Consider the following 14,401-nt stretch of genomic DNA (forward strand, 5'->3'; position numbering starts at 1 on the left):
TTATGAAGACCTTTATAAGCTTTATGTTTTCTATGATGACTGTGCTTTGCGGTCCATATCCATTTATAAATAGTCTCGTGACTAACACATTGCTCTTGCTCCTTGGCAAGACGTTTGGCAATAAGCTCTGGACTCCATTTATTGTGAGACATTAACTCAGCTATACGGGCTTTTAAATCATCCGTTAGGAGTATTGCCTTAGCTTTGACCTTATGGCGATGAAGCGTCTTTCGCTGTGCGTGTTCGGCAACATAGGTGTAGGCCGTTTGACCTCTTGTCGGGATATTTCGCTTAAGCTCACGACTAATAGTGCTTTTATTAACGCCTAATTCTAATGCGATTTGGGTTTGAGTAAATCCGACTTGTAAAAGACTCTGAATTTGATACCTTTGAGATAGGGTCAATTGTTTGTAATGTTTCATGCAAGATCAATATAAATATTGAACCTAAAATACTTGGGGCTAGCCCCAAGTATTTTAAATATGCATGTTGCACTTATGACTTGAACTTAGATAAATTTTTAATACCGAAAAAATAACTGGTGAAATCAAAATGAGCCACAACCACCATTGGTTGAATTTTTGAACTTCCTTAAAAATCACTTTTTCCCGCATAGTAAGTCTTATAAAAAAGTTATGATAAACTTTATCTTGAAAAGCCCTAAAAAAAAGGCAGCCTTGCGGACCGCCTTCATATATTAGGAAAAAAAGTTTATTCTAAGAATTATCCACTACCTCCGCATCCGGAGCGTTTTTCTTTACCGAAGCAATACCGTTTTCCATACCATCTTTAGAAGAATACATTTCGCTCTTTCCTATGATTTGACCGTTGGTTGAGTTTAATGTAAAGAAAGGGCTGCCATCCTTAGCCGTCTTGCGCTCAAAACGAGCATCGTCCTGTGAGTTGGTGCGTACCGATTCTATTCCGTTCTTGCATCCGTCCTTGCTGGCATACGATTGACTCGTTAAAATTACTTGTCCGTTACCGGCTTTAAGATTGAACATTGTTTTGCCAGAACTTCCTGTTTTAATTTCAAATTTACCCATTGCTAATTTAATTTATAGTTTCCCTAAAGTTACTAAAAAACAGGAGTACGAGCACTATTGGCCAAAAAATTAACGCACGATAGTAATCACATTTGGAAGAAGTATTCCAGGCCTAATTTACAGATATGAGTGTAATATCGAATATAAGTACCGCACCACCAGGTATACCGCTTCTACCTCTAGTGCCATAAGCAAGTCTAGAGGGAATCAAAAGAATACCACTGCCACCTTCATTAAAGTAGGTGATGCCTTCTGTCCAACCCGCAATTACACCACTAAGATCAAAAGAGATACCCTCCGAATTACTTTCATCGAAAACTGTACCGTCCGTAAAGTAACCCCTATATGCGACAGTAACATTTGAACTTGCCGCGGGGCTGCTCCCGGAACCGGCTTCGTTTATAATGTAGTATAGTCCGGAATCACTTCTTTGTGCATTTAAGCCTTGTGCACTTGTATACTCCAGTATTTCCTCTTCATTGGCTGCGGTAAAATCTTTTACGGAATCGTCGGAACCACAGTTCATAAAGAGTAAGATCATAAGGGGAATTAAAAATTTTTTCATATCAATTAACCTCAGTTTTTAGTTTGCTGTTCTTTTAAGTAAGGTTAGTACGTAGCAACTATCGCTAACTTACCAAGGTCATTTTGTATCTACAACCAAATTTATTTCTTAAGACGTACCGTCCATTCAAAGTTAAAGGTACTGACCACCACCCCATCTTCATTGACACCTACAGATTTCATCCATATGGTCTGCCCCTCTCCCGTAGCAATGGTTTTATCCAAAGCATCTTTAATAAGATGGCCATCCTCGCAGGTAAATGTTATTCTTCCTGTCGCTTTTTTAGAAAAATTTGCATTGTTATTGGCAACGAGCATGGAAATTTTCTTACCGCTTTCTCTAATCTGGTCGATCATCATGGCACCGGTAGATAGCTCTGCCGCCATTCCCTGAACAGCCCAAAACATGCTCTTGAACGGATTTTGATTAAACCATTTGTGCTTTACCGTAACAATTGCCTTCTTTTCGTCTAAATGACGCAAACGCACGCCAGACCACCATGCAGAGGGTAATTTAAAAAAGGTGAACGTATTGAATTTACTAACGCTTTCCGCCATTTTGTTCTTAATTTTTGCTAAAAGTATTTATAAGGGGCAAAACGGAATGTGCTAATTCTATTTTGCTTTTATTTTTTTGTAAAGTTAATAAAATAGGGGCTTCCCAAAGTTTTTTAATTTCGAACACTCAAAACGGAATGTTCCAAAAAGGCACGAAGAATGCCTGCGGATTACCTGCTACAACAAAATTTAATTTCTATTTAAAACCTATTTAACCACGGGCTTCGTGGCGTTATTGTCGCAGTTTACCTCCTAATCTGTTCAAAGGGGTAAATATGGCCATATTTTTAGTTGGGGGGACAGTTGGAGGGACATTATGAAGTATTTTGAGTCAATTTAAAGACCCTTTAAATGTCGAAAATATCTATTAATTGCACAAAATTACAGAGTTAGACACCCCTTATTGCAACTTATGTTATTGTGTAAAATTTCTAGAACACCAGTAAAATCAGGCTTTTGGAGGGCTTATTGGGTAAAGTCGGTTAAAAAAGTTGCTTTTTTTCCTAGAAATCTATCGCATTGCGTTTATCCTTACGCTGGCTTTGACCATTGCCAACGCCCTAATTCTATCCTTTCTGATATCCTTGGGCTGATGGTGGCTATTTTGGCTAACGAGCTTTATGTGGTTCTCATCAACCTCGCTTTTCTGAATATACTTTACGCTTATATACTCCTCCCCGTCAAGGTCAACACTAACCAGGTACATTTCACCCCAAAAAATTCCCTCCTCTATATTACTGACTTCTTTATATATGACAATGTCCCCAGATTTAAGCAATGGGTACATACTATCACCGGTAACAAAGACCGCACCATCACATTTTGGAAGGTTGGGAATGCTCAAATAATCCATAGGCGTTTTTTCGTCAACGTGTCGAAAAAGTTCGACCAAACCCGCAGTCGCCTCTAAATTATAGAGTGGAATTTGTTGAAATCCACCATTATTATCAGTTCTAAGTCGATATTGCGTAACCTCTTCCCTAAGCATTTTATCGGTGGAAATAAGCATTTCACCGTGATTTCTAAAAAGCCAGTCTGCACTTAGTTCTTTATACTTCTGTAGGATACTTTCTACAATATGACTCCCTAGGTTTCTATCATTTTTGATAGCTCCCGAAACACTACCACGCCCAGCATTAATGGACCTTTCGAACTCATTATAACTCACACCTAAGTGTTGAATAAAAGCGGCAATTCGAGAATTAATCATAAAATAATATCAAAAATATTTGTAAGTGTAGAAAATATCTGCTTAATTTGTTTCCAATATGTAAAGTAAATAAAAAACATGAAAGCTGAGTTTACTGAAATCGAAAAAGCGACACTAAAAGGAAAAGTTCGTGCTATTGCACGTAAACACGGTGTCAGCCATACTTACGTAAACCAAATCGCAAATGGCGAAGCCGAGATTAAAAGCGATTTATCATCGAAGATTTACGACAGCCTTAGAGATACCATCGAACTATTCACACCAAAATCCGCATAATATGCCTGTACTTCTCTCAAATAATAAAGTTGGGGTTTACAGGGAGGAATTGATCCCGGACTTTTGGCCCAATTGGGAAAACCTCAGAAAACAGATTACCCGTGACAGTCGTAAGGACTTCGGGCTTCGAAAAATATCATCCGGCGGCAATGGGCGCAGTCTCTTATTGGACTACGACTCCCTACCCTCGGAAATTCAGCAACAATTGCCCGACCCTCGAAGGGTGGACCATATACTGGAGCGTTACTATGTACGTGACCATGAGGCAGTAGATTTTTACACCTCTTTTAAAACGGAGGACGGTCTTAACCTTCTCCCTGAATCACAGAACCGGTACATCATCAATGCCAGCGTCATGAAAGCCCTGGTCCAATTAAAACAGGCAAGGGAAATTGAGCGGAGTAGTAAAGGTGGAAGCCTAAGGGGAATCCTGAACACTTTGGCAACGGATGCCGAAACCTTCAAATCCGTCATGCAAGCCAAGTACGGTTATACCCACAACCTACCCACCAGTAAAAGATTCAAGGGAGCCTTTAGGAGCTTCAGAAAAGATGGGTATATCAGTTTGATTAAGGACGTCAAGGGAATAGCCAAAAGAAACGCCCTCAAGGTAACGGAGGAAACCGTTGAACTATTGAACAATATGTTCGCCGGTCAATCCAACAAACCGAACCCTACCGAAATCCATATTCAATACAACGCATTTATCAACGGCCACCTTCAGGTCATCAATGATACCACAGGGGAAATCTACGACCCTAAAAAATTTACCGCACTTAGCGAGAGCAGTATTCGAATGTACCTGACCAAATGGGAAAACCAAATAGGTACCCACGCAGTAAGGAACGGCGACCGCCAAAAGCTAATGACCAAATTCACGCCTTACCATTCCTTTGAGCAACCTACCCTTGCCGGTTCCATAATCTCTGTGGATGACCGCCAGCCCCCTTTCGAATATGAGAAAGGAAAAAGGATGTGGTTCTATAATGGTATCGACTTGGCCAGCGAGGCGTTTACCGTGTGGGTCTATGGAAAGACTAAGGAGGGTATTATCCTAGAGTTCTACCGCCAAATGGTAAGGAACTATGACGAGTGGGGCTTTAACCTACCCGCCGAGCTGGAGTGTGAGAGTTCCTTGAACGCCAGTTATAAAGATACTTTCCTCAAGGAGGGCAATATGTTCCAATACCGGCAGATGTACGCCAATAAAGCCCGATCTAAAAGAATAGAGCGGTACTATGGCGAATTACGGTACAAGCTGGAGAAGGAACGTGAGGGCTGGCTCGCACGTCCATTTGCCCTTAGTGAATCCAATCAGATAAGCAATGTCCCAAAAATGACAGTCCCTTATGACCGTTTGGCCCAAGAATGTCTCAAGGACATTGTCACTTGGAACAATATGGAGCATTCCAAGATTAAGGGAAAGACCCGCTGGGAGGTTTTCTGCGAAAATCAGAACCCAGACCTAAGGGCCACCAACTACAAGGCCATTTTACCCCATTTAGGCCATAAGACCGGAAGCTCCTGCAATGCTGGCATAACCCGACTCAATAGCCGCCTTTGGCTTTTGGGCGACGAGGGAACCATTCAGACCGGGGAGCCATTGGTCCACCTTATGAAGCAAGTAGAGGGCCGTGAGTTCGATATCTACTGGCTGGACGGAAACGACGGCCATATACTAAAGGCATTTGTCTATGTGGACGGTCGCTATATCTGCGAGCTGTTGCCAAAGCCACGCCCCAATAAGGCCAAGATTGAGCGCACCGCAGAGGATGAGGAATTAAGGGCCATCATGACCCGATACGAGGCCACGGTCAACGGATTCATGCGTACCCAAAAGAACCAACTGGATACCGTCACCATCCTCGACAATCGCAAAAAGACACTCAACAATAAATTTCAGATACCGGGCATAGAGGAGTTTGACCCGACGAAAAATATGAACTCCGAAACCATTGTCCCTCCCATGGACGAGCCTACTTATGAAGGCGAGGAAGAATTTATAAACTATAGAAATCCCGCTAACGATTTGTAATTATGGAAATGTTAACCCAAGAGTACCGGATGCGTATTGTTGAAGCCATCAAGAACAATGGTTTCAAGTTTACCACCAACAAGGCACAGGCAACCTCATTAGGCATCAATCCCGCCCAATTTAGCCGAATCACCAACGGTGATATTGAGAATGTCCTCTCCTCCGAAAAATGGAACGAGATAGCCAGTAAGTACAACGTACCCGTCAACGCCGAGGCCTTTCATTGGCAGACCGCTTACACGATGGTGTATGACTACATCTTTAAACAATTGACCGCCTGTCAGGAAATGGGCATAAGCGGCATCTTTTGCGATATCTCGGACATCGGAAAGACCTTCACCGCTAAGGACTATGTAAGCCGCCACCGTAACGCTATACGGGTGGATTGCTCCCGCCATAAGTCAAGAACGGAGCTATTGAGGGCCATGGCCCGTGAGTTCGGTATCGACTCCCACCAATCGGTAAGGCTATTACAACAGGATTTAATCCAGTATATGCGGAGCATGACCAAGCCCCTTGTCATTCTGGACGAGTTCGGCGACCTCTCATACCCCGCTTTTTTAGAAGTCAAGGCCCTATGGAACGCTACAGAATACCGATGCGGATGGTACATGATGGGTGCCGACGGCCTAGCCGTGAAGCTGGACAGGAACCGGGAGAATAAAAAGGTGGGCTTTGCGGAGATTTTCAGCCGCTTGGGAAGCCGGTACCAAAGAATTACGCCATTGAACGAGCAAGACCGCCACAAGTTCCTATTGTCGGAGATTGCCAAGATACTCAAGGCCAATAATAGCAAGTACACCCCTTTGCAGATGTACGGCAAGACCAACGGCTCCCTAAGAAGGGTCTACATCGAAATTCTAAAGGAAAAAAACAACGTAACGCCCGTAACAGCATAATGAATGGGCCGAACATTGAACCTAAAGAACCTATACGCCAAAAAGTTCAGCACGTTCGCCTTTACCGGAATTTGGAAGACCGTTATGGGGCTTCCCGAGACCTGCGGAATATGGATAATCTACGGCATAGAAAAGAATGGAAAAACGTGGTTCTGCCTCATGTTGGCAGAGTACCTGAGCCAATTTGCAAGGGTACTTTATGTGAGCGCAGAGGAAGGAATGGGAAAGGATTTTGTCGCTGCGGTTAAAAGGGCAAAGCTAGACCCGGAGAATAACGCCCTCCAATTTTCGGAATACCTAACGGTGACCGAGCTGGAGGACAAACTAACAAAAAGGAACGCACCCAAGGTGGTATTTATAGACAACATCACGGTATTTCAAGAGGAGCTTAAATATGGAAAGCTCCGCAAGCTCAAGGACGCCTTTCCAAAGGTATTGTTCGTCTACGTGGCCCATGAGGACGAGAACAAAAAGGGCGCACCCTATACCGCTACCGCTAAACTGGCCAAAAAACTGGCCAAGGTTATCGTCCACGTTCAGGGGCTGGCCTGTTTTGTCAGCGGTCGTGTCCCCGGTGGGGTCATGAGCATCAACGAGGAAAAGGCCATGCTATACCATGGAATGCAAGAATTAAATAACGATTAAAAATGGAAAAATTACTAGCCGCCCTTCAGGTCAACGAGGAGACCTATGAGAATATCATTTTTCAGCAATGGTTCAACTGGTCCAATACGCAGGGTAAGGACCAACAAGAGGTGCAATCCCTCTTGGCCAATGCCGCCCTTTTCAACTGGTGGCGTATGGAGTACACCCAATTTGAGCGGGACTTCCTTTTTGAGGTGGCCCCCTACAAGGGCCAGATAAGCCCCAAGGACGCCTATTTGCTCTATGTAAAGAACATCCACAAAATACAGCTGTATTACAGCAAACCCCTAATAGATAACGCCAAAAAGACCAGCATCAACAATGAATAGAGCAGCGGCCACACAGCGAATCAAAAAATTGAGGGACTGCCTCGCATGGAGCCTTCAGAATAACAGATTGTTGACGGATTCCCAACGGATATGCCTCAACCAAGAACGTGCGGCATGGCTGGCCTTGTTGCGGGAGGACGATTTAAACCCCGGCCACGCAAGGGAACCACAATACAGGGTACCTCCTGAGCTGGAGAGCCGTATCAACCAGATAGGTATCCTTATCCAAAGCAGCGGGTGGGACCGATACTACAATTACGAGAGACAATTTTCAACCATTTAGACCATGGAAAAACCAGAGATACGAGAAAGAATAGCCGGTATAAGCAACTGGCTCAAGTTTAACCGTCACAGCGACTTCTATTTTGGGGTGCTGGACTATCACAACAGATTATTAACCCTTTTATTCACAAAACAATGAGTGAGACACTAGCACCGGTGAGGTCCATAGAGGATATGACCCCAGAAGAAATCAAGGCCTATTTGGCAAAAAAGGAAAAGGCCGAAAAGGCCAAAGAGGAAAAGCAGCGCAAGGAGTATGAGGCGCAGCGGGATGTTACTGTAAGCGAACTGGTACAGGAGGCCATAGAACTACATCAAAAATTGGAGGTATTCAAGAATAAATGTCACGCTTCCCTTGAGGAGCATGCGGTCGCTCTTAATGAGTACGGACTGCTAAGAAGCAATAGTAAGGGCGGTTTTTCATTGACCGATACCGAGGGAGTACTTAGGGTAACCCGCAGACGTGACGTGGAGCCGCATTGGGACGAGCGCAGCACCAAGGCCGTGGAACTGATTAAGGACTTCTTGGGCGATGCGGTGAAAAAGCGCGATCAGAAGTTATACGAGATTTTAATGTCATTCTTGGAGCGCAATGCAAATGGCGACATGGAATATGGCCGGGTCATGAACCTATGGCAACATGAGGATAAATTTCAGGACCCACGATGGAAGGAGGGCCTCAAGCTAATCAAGGAAAGTTTTACGACCCATTTAAAAGGCTTTGGCTACATATTTCAGACTCGGGGAACGGATGGAAAGTGGCAGCCTATCAACCTAACCTTTGCAAGTGTATAGCCATGGCCGTAGAAATTTCACAGACCAACGATGACACTATTTGGGTCAATAGCAAGGTAGTCCGTAAGGACATGAACAATCACTGGGTTGCCAACAGGGAACTCACCCCATCCGAGCGGGACGCTTTTGACAGCCACCTGAGGAGTATCGGGGAAATGTAAACGAGGGCGAAGGCGGATTTAGGCTAGGGATTCCTTCCGGCTATACGCCATGCTTTAAGGCCGTACACTCCCTAACGGGCTTTGGGAGGCTGATTTTTTAAAGTGATACGGATAAACGGCGGCGTCTTCGGGAAACATTCAAACCGCAAAAGCATGGAAAGGATGACACCGGGAAAGACTGGATTTTTTTAAGGCCATAGGCCAACGGCTAACAGCTAATAGCTATCAAAATGAAAAACCAAGAGCAAAAGGACTACGTCATCAAGAAGCGCAATTTTGGGTATTGGTACCTAGATGACCGGGGCTATACCAAGGAAATCAAGTACGCCAAACGCTTCACGGAGGCAGAGGCTACGGAAATCGTAAACCGGCCCAACAGCGATAAGACCATGCACTTATATAGGGAGGAGCTTTTCAAGCCTAAAACGGATTACAACCCCCTAGTTCAATAAATACTAACATTTAATGTGGCACCATTATGACAACGACTACAAAAGAATTCGATTACAAAAAGTTCAACGAGTTTAAAAAGACCCCCCTCTATTGGGGCCGCTTTGACGGCGGCAACTCCAAGCACATGTACATCCTAAGCCTCCTTAGGCAGATGGATTGGGTCACCATCAACGAGCATACCGGTCGCAGTTATGCAGACCTTGAACGCCTTGGCCAATGGCTCCAGAGCGAAAAGGCTCCCATTAGCAAACCCTTGATGAAGATGGACAAACCAAACACCTCCCCGGAATATAACAGCGAGCTGAGCGTTACCATCACCGCCTTGGAGAATATGGTCAAAAAGTATCACGAAAAAGGAGTTAAAAGTTAAAAGTTATGAGCAAAGCAATGACAAAAGAGCAAATTATCGCCAGGCTTAAAGAGAATAAGGCCAAATGCAAGCAGTTTAATTTTTTTGGAGAAGACTGCCATAAAGAACTTGACAATCGAATACTGATTTTGGAAAAGGATTATAGTCCAGAGCAGGCTGAGGACGTCTTTGGTGTAGATTCTTTGGATGTTTTCGATGTACTGTTTGGGGAAATGGATATTGATGATATTCTGTATCCAGAACCTAAAAACCAATAACTAACCCCTACTTATGCCTTGGTACCTAAAAATATTCAGGGAGCTGTGCGACCATTCGGGCGGCTCCATTGTCGTAACAAAATCATGTGTAACCTGTGAGACTACCGAATTACGTTGTGCCGACTGTGGCTACGTATCGGCCTCCATAACCGAATGCTGATATGAGTAAAAAGACCTTAAAAGTAACCTTTGAATATGGGGACGTTACTTACCGACTTAAATGGAAAGGACACCCATACTGCCAAACCAGCGTGTGCGACTTCCTCAACGCCTTTGTGGAGATGTTGGGCCTTGGTCTGGAAGTAAGACCACGAGCAACCAAAAACCAGCAACCAAAAACCAAATAGCATGACCACAAACTATCTAATCCATAGCCCATCAACGGGTAGAACATTAAAGGTAAGCTACAAGGGAGGGAATTTCTTCAGACTGGAGACAGTAAAGGGCCCAAAGACCGAGACCATTCAGGAACTCGTCAATATGGCCAAGGTAACCCCGCTAAAGGAATCCGAAGTGGAGCAATACCAAAAGGACTGGCCCAAGCTGGAGTACACCAAAATCGAAAAGAAACAATCCAAGTACCAGCAGTACGTGTCCGCATGGTACGCCTTTTACCAAAACTTTATGCAGGTACCGCCCCGGTTCAATGCGGTGGACGGTAAGCACCTCAATCAGATAAAGGCCTACCTTACAAGGGTAAGCGACCAAGACGAGGAAGGGCTGGAGCTTTTTAAGCTGATCCTGGACAATTGGCACAAGCTGGAGGATTTCCATAAGGAAAACACGGATTTAAAGTACATCAATTCACGTTTAAACGTCATTTTAAATGCCATTAAAAGAGCAGGGAAAGCCGGAACTGCTGGAGCTGATAACAGCGTCGGCATATAGGGATAGCCTCATCGTAAAATACTACGGGCAAATGACCATGACCATGGCCATGGCCGCACCGTCCCCCTCCTTGGGTCGTATGGCGGTACTCCATGGGGAGGATACCATCGTTACCGGTGTGGCCCGTATGTTCCTAGCCACGAGCCTCTATTTTGGCGAGAGCTTCAGTCAGGATATGGCGGAGGTCGTGGTCCGCAAGATTTTGGCGGAGTATGAACTGCGCTCCTGTATAAAGCTGGAGGACGTGGTGGTCATCTGTAAGGAGCTGGTCGCTACGGAGCAATTTGGCAAGTTCACCGCCAACAAGCTGCTCACCTTTATAAAGAGCTACAAAAAAAGAAGGATGGAGGCCGCCGTTGCGGAGAGCTTGGACACCGTACAGCAGAGCAAGAGCTACGATATGAACATGGCGGAGCGGTTGCACCGTACCCAAATGGAGGACTCCAAGGATAAGGGCAAGATTGTGGACCGCCTTAGAACCGATATTAAAAAATATTACAAATGAAAAAAGGAAAAATCATCAACATACCTTTCATGAGGTATTATGCCGTTGCCACCACCTTTGGTGGCCAACCCACCCACTTTGAGGATAAGATTGTCAACGGACAAAAAATCCACACCATTAGAAAGAGCTATGACTATTGGGCATCGAGAATAGACAACGCCCAAAAGTCGCCGGACAGTATCTACAAACTCAGCCTTTGGAGCGATAAACCCTATGTAAGCAAACAGTACCAGGCACAAACTGGCGAGGCCCATAATATTTGGTACGCCCCCATCAATTTTAAAAAGTTGAATGACGAGATACTACTTATAGATGACGTGGAGTACCCCTTGGATATCGTGTCCAAGAACGATGGCCTACCGGCAGAAATCTTTAGGGACTGGTTCAAGTCCTTCGTGGATGACAACGAGCCGAGTATCATTATAGGCTGGACCAATAGACCTTATTAAACCGAGTATTAATTAAATCTATATACACTATGAATCCAACAATTGGAAGGGTGGTCGTCTACACACCCACAAAAGCAGAGAATGACAAAATCAAGGGCCTTGGCAGCAACCCCCAAAAGGAGGTTCCCGCGATCATCGTAGCGGTGAACGAAAAGGACGTCAACCTTAAGGTGCTTTGTGATGGAGCGGACACGCTCTACGCCAGCAACGTATCTGAAGGAAAAAAAGAGGGCCAATGGAAATGGCCGGTCATTGAAAAAGTATAGTAGATAACAAAACCCCGTTCCCTGAGCGTAGTCGAAGGGCGGGGTTTTTAACCAACTGAAATCATGGGACAAAGTAAAAGACAATCCTTTTTTGAAAGCCTTAGCAATACGGCCATAGGCTTTATCGTGAGCTTTGCCAGTACCTTTCTCATATTTCCCCTGGTGGGCTTTGAGAGCAGCGGCGGCAAGAACCTACTCATTACCCTGTACTTTACCGTAGTGAGTATTCTAAGGGGCTATGTCCTTAGAAGGTATTTTAATAAGCGAACCAGATAATAATTCAACAAATAAGCAAAATGAGCAATAAAAAAGTAATTCCATTGGAGCAAGCCCATCAACCAACAACCAACCCTTCGACTCCGCTCAGGGCGGGCCAACCAAAAGTCAACGCCTACACCTGCGGCAACGGTTGCCCAAACACCGTGGTAAAACACCGGGACCCGGGAGTTACCCCAATGTATATTGAGTGCTACACCTGCAATACCATGGCTGCGAGTCATTTTTATAAGGTGCCTCAGGACTTGGAACCGCAACTGATAGCGTTCAAGCCCAAGGATAAGGCGGAGTGGAAAATGTACCGCCGTTATGTAGCGGACTGTTGGCAGCTCTCAAGACCAGGCTGGACCATGAAGGAGCTTTGGGAGGCCATGGCTGCCTGCGCCCAACATATTAAAAAAGGAGGGGTACTCATGGTACCCAAAGACAAATTAAAGTAGTATTTTAACCCATTTAATGACCGTTGAAAGACATTTTGTAGAACATCTTCAACACTGGCATATATTTACAACAGTAACCTTTAAATTTTGAATTATGAAAATCGTTAAAATTATCCTTTCGGCCTTCATTGGAATGGTCGTACTCTTCTGTTTTTTTGGCCTTCTTATTGACGCCTGTACTGATGAAGGCGATAATGAATCAAGCTCTAAATCAGATGTAAACGCTAAAACAGAGGTACTGGACATAGACCCAAGGCAGACCACGATAGATAACCTAAATGCACAAATAGAACGTTTTGAGAAAGGAATGGATTGGGATGGTTTCAAATCTTCCTTTGAAGGGCTGGAATCGGAGGTAATGATATTGTCAAGTTATGCAAATACAATCGAGGCGGCCCAAATGTACGATACCTTAACTCCCGTAATAAATGATTTCAAGAGAAAAATAGCAACGGTTCAGAAAAAGGAGTATCCAGCAATGCGAAAAGCTGCTGCCACAATATTTAAGGATAAACTTTGGGTAGAGGATATTGAGGTAAGTATCAATGGAACCGGTAATACGATTATAAACTTTAGCGGGGGCATATTTGCAGCGAACCGTAATAAGCAAGAATTTCAGCAGGAGGTGCAGGAGCTTCTTAAAAAACTAAGATTTAAGGAAGCCCGTTACCGATGGTATAAGGAGGACAATGAATATACCTATTGGAAGCTAGAAACTCCCAAAGATGAAGAATTGGTGAAATATTCATATTAATTTACTACATTTACATCGTCCAAACAATGTCAGAGAGTAATCTCGACACATTTTTTTAACGATAGAAGCCCTTCTATGGTGGCCGTAGCGAAAGCGAGGCGCATCCAATTCTCTGAATTGTTTGGACACACCTAAGGCGGGGCTTCGCCTTTTTTAAAACTTTCGATATGTCCAAAGAAAGCGAAAGACCAGCTCAGTCTAAAAATGAGCATCGAATTACCTCATTGGAGATTGCCGAAATATCCGGCAAAAATCACAAAGACTTATTAAGAAGTATTAGAAGTCAAGAGGTTGCATGGAACAAGATTAACGGGCGCAGTTTTGCGCTCGTTGAATACGAGGATTCCAAAGGAGAAAAAAGACCCATGTACGACTTGTCCAAAGAAGAATGTCTGTATGTGGTGGCAAAGTTCAATGACGAAGTGAGGGCAAAGCTTGTCATGAGGTGGATGGATTTGGAGGCGGGTATTGCAAACACCCCCTTACAGATTTACCCACATGAAAAACCGCTTTTCCAAACCCTTGAAAAGTATCTGGTCATGGGCGATGTGGTTTCCGTGGCCAAGGAGACAGGTGTAACCCCTAATCATGTAAGTACGGTGCGCCATGGCCGTAGGCGTTCACAGAAGGTCATGGCCGCTCTTATGAAACGGGCCGCACACAATAAGCATAACAACATTGTGCCGGGCTATGACAACAAGTTCGTACAATTGGCCATGGAGTTTTTTGAGCCACAGCAAACGTCTTTGGCATGAGCCATCTTGCAGAAAGAGCCGCCGAGCGGCACCGTAGAATGGAGAGCATCATCGTAACCCTCCAGTACCTCAATACGGAGGTAGATTTGAGCGAGGAGCGCTTTGAGATGCTGGAGATGCTCAAGGAGCTGCTCCCCACGCCCCCGGAGATACAGAAGTACATCCACCCGGTTTCTTTAAAATGAGTC

26 protein-coding genes are annotated in these 14,401 nt (G+C 44.5%); 21 read left to right on the top strand and 5 right to left on the bottom strand.

What is annotated here, in order from left to right; genetic code table 11:
• The 5 genes from BFP77_RS06740 to BFP77_RS06760 all read right to left on the bottom strand — a co-directional run.
• Positions 1-422 (bottom strand): helix-turn-helix domain-containing protein (locus tag BFP77_RS06740; RefSeq protein WP_143751863.1); only part of this gene is annotated, 422 nt, incomplete at its 3' end.
• A 294-nt stretch (positions 423-716) separates the two neighbouring features.
• The gene (locus BFP77_RS06745; protein ID WP_099573280.1) at positions 717-1,046 is read right to left on the bottom strand and encodes a YegP family protein; all 330 of its coding nucleotides are present in this window, start codon (positions 1,044-1,046) and stop codon (positions 717-719) included.
• Positions 1,047-1,158: 112 nt separating this feature from the next.
• Positions 1,159-1,611 (bottom strand): FKBP-type peptidyl-prolyl cis-trans isomerase, encoded by a 453-nt coding sequence (locus BFP77_RS06750; protein WP_099573281.1) that lies wholly within the window; start codon positions 1,609-1,611, stop codon positions 1,159-1,161.
• A gap of 101 nt (positions 1,612-1,712) precedes the next feature.
• Positions 1,713-2,168, bottom strand: a complete 456-nt coding sequence (locus tag BFP77_RS06755; RefSeq protein ID WP_099573282.1) for a DUF4442 domain-containing protein — start codon at positions 2,166-2,168, stop codon at positions 1,713-1,715.
• Positions 2,169-2,679: 511 nt separating this feature from the next.
• Complete coding sequence (locus BFP77_RS06760) at positions 2,680-3,378, bottom strand: S24 family peptidase (protein WP_099573283.1); 699 nt, start codon at positions 3,376-3,378, stop codon at positions 2,680-2,682.
• A gap of 78 nt (positions 3,379-3,456) precedes the next feature.
• On the opposite strand from BFP77_RS06760, the gene BFP77_RS06765 reads away from it, so the two are divergent.
• The 21 genes from BFP77_RS06765 (at position 3,457) to BFP77_RS06850 (ending at position 14,398) form a co-directional block, all read left to right on the top strand.
• Complete coding sequence (locus BFP77_RS06765; protein ID WP_099573284.1) at positions 3,457-3,654, top strand: hypothetical protein; 198 nt, start codon at positions 3,457-3,459, stop codon at positions 3,652-3,654.
• A gap of 1 nt (position 3,655) precedes the next feature.
• Positions 3,656-5,689, top strand: coding sequence for a hypothetical protein (locus tag BFP77_RS06770; RefSeq protein WP_099573285.1), 2,034 nt, complete (start codon positions 3,656-3,658; stop codon positions 5,687-5,689).
• Positions 5,690-5,691: 2 nt separating this feature from the next.
• Positions 5,692-6,588, top strand: a complete 897-nt coding sequence (locus BFP77_RS06775; RefSeq protein ID WP_099573286.1) for an AAA family ATPase — start codon at positions 5,692-5,694, stop codon at positions 6,586-6,588.
• Positions 6,589-6,591: 3 nt separating this feature from the next.
• Positions 6,592-7,233: a hypothetical protein gene (locus BFP77_RS06780; RefSeq protein ID WP_099573287.1), complete on the top strand. Its 642-nt coding sequence runs from the start codon at positions 6,592-6,594 to the stop codon at positions 7,231-7,233.
• Positions 7,234-7,235: 2 nt separating this feature from the next.
• Positions 7,236-7,562, top strand: a complete 327-nt coding sequence (locus BFP77_RS06785) for a hypothetical protein (protein ID WP_099573288.1) — start codon at positions 7,236-7,238, stop codon at positions 7,560-7,562.
• The gene (locus BFP77_RS16830) at positions 7,555-7,845 is read left to right on the top strand and encodes a hypothetical protein (RefSeq protein ID WP_143751864.1); all 291 of its coding nucleotides are present in this window, start codon (positions 7,555-7,557) and stop codon (positions 7,843-7,845) included. The genes BFP77_RS06785 and BFP77_RS16830 overlap by 8 nt, the downstream gene beginning before the upstream one ends.
• 134 nt (positions 7,846-7,979) lie before the next feature.
• Positions 7,980-8,639, top strand: a complete 660-nt coding sequence (locus BFP77_RS06790; protein WP_099573289.1) for a DUF3164 family protein — start codon at positions 7,980-7,982, stop codon at positions 8,637-8,639.
• 2 nt (positions 8,640-8,641) lie between these two features.
• Entirely contained in the window at positions 8,642-8,800 is a 159-nt protein-coding gene (locus tag BFP77_RS16950; protein ID WP_180272322.1) for a hypothetical protein, read from the top strand.
• 230 nt (positions 8,801-9,030) lie between these two features.
• Positions 9,031-9,252, top strand: coding sequence for a hypothetical protein (locus tag BFP77_RS06795; RefSeq protein ID WP_099573290.1), 222 nt, complete (start codon positions 9,031-9,033; stop codon positions 9,250-9,252).
• 26 nt (positions 9,253-9,278) lie between these two features.
• Positions 9,279-9,623 (top strand): hypothetical protein, encoded by a 345-nt coding sequence (locus tag BFP77_RS06800; RefSeq protein ID WP_099573291.1) that lies wholly within the window; start codon positions 9,279-9,281, stop codon positions 9,621-9,623.
• 5 nt (positions 9,624-9,628) lie between these two features.
• Positions 9,629-9,880 (top strand): hypothetical protein, encoded by a 252-nt coding sequence (locus BFP77_RS06805; protein ID WP_143751865.1) that lies wholly within the window; start codon positions 9,629-9,631, stop codon positions 9,878-9,880.
• A gap of 161 nt (positions 9,881-10,041) precedes the next feature.
• Complete coding sequence (locus BFP77_RS16835) at positions 10,042-10,227, top strand: hypothetical protein (protein ID WP_143751866.1); 186 nt, start codon at positions 10,042-10,044, stop codon at positions 10,225-10,227.
• 1 nt (position 10,228) lies between these two features.
• Entirely contained in the window at positions 10,229-10,768 is a 540-nt protein-coding gene (locus BFP77_RS06810; protein ID WP_099573293.1) for a hypothetical protein, read from the top strand.
• On the top strand, positions 10,707-11,273 hold the full coding sequence (locus tag BFP77_RS06815) for a hypothetical protein (RefSeq protein WP_143751867.1): 567 nt from the start codon (positions 10,707-10,709) through the stop codon (positions 11,271-11,273). The genes BFP77_RS06810 and BFP77_RS06815 overlap by 62 nt, the downstream gene beginning before the upstream one ends.
• Positions 11,270-11,722, top strand: coding sequence for a hypothetical protein (locus BFP77_RS06820; protein ID WP_099573295.1), 453 nt, complete (start codon positions 11,270-11,272; stop codon positions 11,720-11,722). Before BFP77_RS06815 ends, BFP77_RS06820 begins: the two co-directional genes overlap by 4 nt.
• Positions 11,723-11,751: 29 nt before the next feature.
• Complete coding sequence (locus BFP77_RS06825) at positions 11,752-11,988, top strand: hypothetical protein (RefSeq protein ID WP_099573296.1); 237 nt, start codon at positions 11,752-11,754, stop codon at positions 11,986-11,988.
• Positions 11,989-12,051: 63 nt separating this feature from the next.
• A complete protein-coding gene (locus BFP77_RS06830; RefSeq protein ID WP_099573297.1) occupies positions 12,052-12,264 on the top strand; it encodes a DUF7220 family protein in 213 nt (70 codons plus the stop codon).
• Between the two features lie 20 nt (positions 12,265-12,284).
• A complete protein-coding gene (locus BFP77_RS06835; protein ID WP_099573298.1) occupies positions 12,285-12,704 on the top strand; it encodes a hypothetical protein in 420 nt (139 codons plus the stop codon).
• A 94-nt stretch (positions 12,705-12,798) separates the two neighbouring features.
• The gene (locus BFP77_RS06840; RefSeq protein ID WP_099573299.1) at positions 12,799-13,458 is read left to right on the top strand and encodes a hypothetical protein; all 660 of its coding nucleotides are present in this window, start codon (positions 12,799-12,801) and stop codon (positions 13,456-13,458) included.
• A gap of 167 nt (positions 13,459-13,625) precedes the next feature.
• The gene (locus BFP77_RS06845) at positions 13,626-14,213 is read left to right on the top strand and encodes a Rha family transcriptional regulator (RefSeq protein ID WP_099573300.1); all 588 of its coding nucleotides are present in this window, start codon (positions 13,626-13,628) and stop codon (positions 14,211-14,213) included.
• On the top strand, positions 14,210-14,398 hold the full coding sequence (locus BFP77_RS06850) for a hypothetical protein (RefSeq protein WP_099573301.1): 189 nt from the start codon (positions 14,210-14,212) through the stop codon (positions 14,396-14,398). The genes BFP77_RS06845 and BFP77_RS06850 overlap by 4 nt, the downstream gene beginning before the upstream one ends.
• The last annotated feature ends 3 nt before the right edge of the window (positions 14,399-14,401 follow it).

Origin of the sequence: Maribacter sp. 4U21, assembly GCF_002742365.1 — a bacterium.
In the GTDB taxonomy this organism is placed as follows: Bacteria; Bacteroidota; Bacteroidia; order Flavobacteriales; family Flavobacteriaceae; genus Maribacter.

Coding starts and splice junctions, on each gene's coding strand:
- BFP77_RS06745 (WP_099573280.1), bottom strand. CDS start 1,046: ATGGGTAAATTTGAAATTAAAACAGGAAGTTCTGGCAAAACAATGTTC.
- BFP77_RS06750 (WP_099573281.1), bottom strand. CDS start 1,611: ATGAAAAAATTTTTAATTCCCCTTATGATCTTACTCTTTATGAACTGT.
- BFP77_RS06755 (WP_099573282.1), bottom strand. CDS start 2,168: ATGGCGGAAAGCGTTAGTAAATTCAATACGTTCACCTTTTTTAAATTA.
- BFP77_RS06760 (WP_099573283.1), bottom strand. CDS start 3,378: ATGATTAATTCTCGAATTGCCGCTTTTATTCAACACTTAGGTGTGAGT.
- BFP77_RS06765 (WP_099573284.1), top strand. CDS start 3,457: ATGAAAGCTGAGTTTACTGAAATCGAAAAAGCGACACTAAAAGGAAAA.
- BFP77_RS06770 (WP_099573285.1), top strand. CDS start 3,656: ATGCCTGTACTTCTCTCAAATAATAAAGTTGGGGTTTACAGGGAGGAA.
- BFP77_RS06775 (WP_099573286.1), top strand. CDS start 5,692: ATGGAAATGTTAACCCAAGAGTACCGGATGCGTATTGTTGAAGCCATC.
- BFP77_RS06780 (WP_099573287.1), top strand. CDS start 6,592: ATGGGCCGAACATTGAACCTAAAGAACCTATACGCCAAAAAGTTCAGC.
- BFP77_RS06785 (WP_099573288.1), top strand. CDS start 7,236: ATGGAAAAATTACTAGCCGCCCTTCAGGTCAACGAGGAGACCTATGAG.
- BFP77_RS16830 (WP_143751864.1), top strand. CDS start 7,555: ATGAATAGAGCAGCGGCCACACAGCGAATCAAAAAATTGAGGGACTGC.
- BFP77_RS06790 (WP_099573289.1), top strand. CDS start 7,980: ATGAGTGAGACACTAGCACCGGTGAGGTCCATAGAGGATATGACCCCA.
- BFP77_RS16950 (WP_180272322.1), top strand. CDS start 8,642: ATGGCCGTAGAAATTTCACAGACCAACGATGACACTATTTGGGTCAAT.
- BFP77_RS06795 (WP_099573290.1), top strand. CDS start 9,031: ATGAAAAACCAAGAGCAAAAGGACTACGTCATCAAGAAGCGCAATTTT.
- BFP77_RS06800 (WP_099573291.1), top strand. CDS start 9,279: ATGACAACGACTACAAAAGAATTCGATTACAAAAAGTTCAACGAGTTT.
- BFP77_RS06805 (WP_143751865.1), top strand. CDS start 9,629: ATGAGCAAAGCAATGACAAAAGAGCAAATTATCGCCAGGCTTAAAGAG.
- BFP77_RS16835 (WP_143751866.1), top strand. CDS start 10,042: ATGAGTAAAAAGACCTTAAAAGTAACCTTTGAATATGGGGACGTTACT.
- BFP77_RS06810 (WP_099573293.1), top strand. CDS start 10,229: ATGACCACAAACTATCTAATCCATAGCCCATCAACGGGTAGAACATTA.
- BFP77_RS06815 (WP_143751867.1), top strand. CDS start 10,707: ATGCCATTAAAAGAGCAGGGAAAGCCGGAACTGCTGGAGCTGATAACA.
- BFP77_RS06820 (WP_099573295.1), top strand. CDS start 11,270: ATGAAAAAAGGAAAAATCATCAACATACCTTTCATGAGGTATTATGCC.
- BFP77_RS06825 (WP_099573296.1), top strand. CDS start 11,752: ATGAATCCAACAATTGGAAGGGTGGTCGTCTACACACCCACAAAAGCA.
- BFP77_RS06830 (WP_099573297.1), top strand. CDS start 12,052: ATGGGACAAAGTAAAAGACAATCCTTTTTTGAAAGCCTTAGCAATACG.
- BFP77_RS06835 (WP_099573298.1), top strand. CDS start 12,285: ATGAGCAATAAAAAAGTAATTCCATTGGAGCAAGCCCATCAACCAACA.
- BFP77_RS06840 (WP_099573299.1), top strand. CDS start 12,799: ATGAAAATCGTTAAAATTATCCTTTCGGCCTTCATTGGAATGGTCGTA.
- BFP77_RS06845 (WP_099573300.1), top strand. CDS start 13,626: ATGTCCAAAGAAAGCGAAAGACCAGCTCAGTCTAAAAATGAGCATCGA.
- BFP77_RS06850 (WP_099573301.1), top strand. CDS start 14,210: ATGAGCCATCTTGCAGAAAGAGCCGCCGAGCGGCACCGTAGAATGGAG.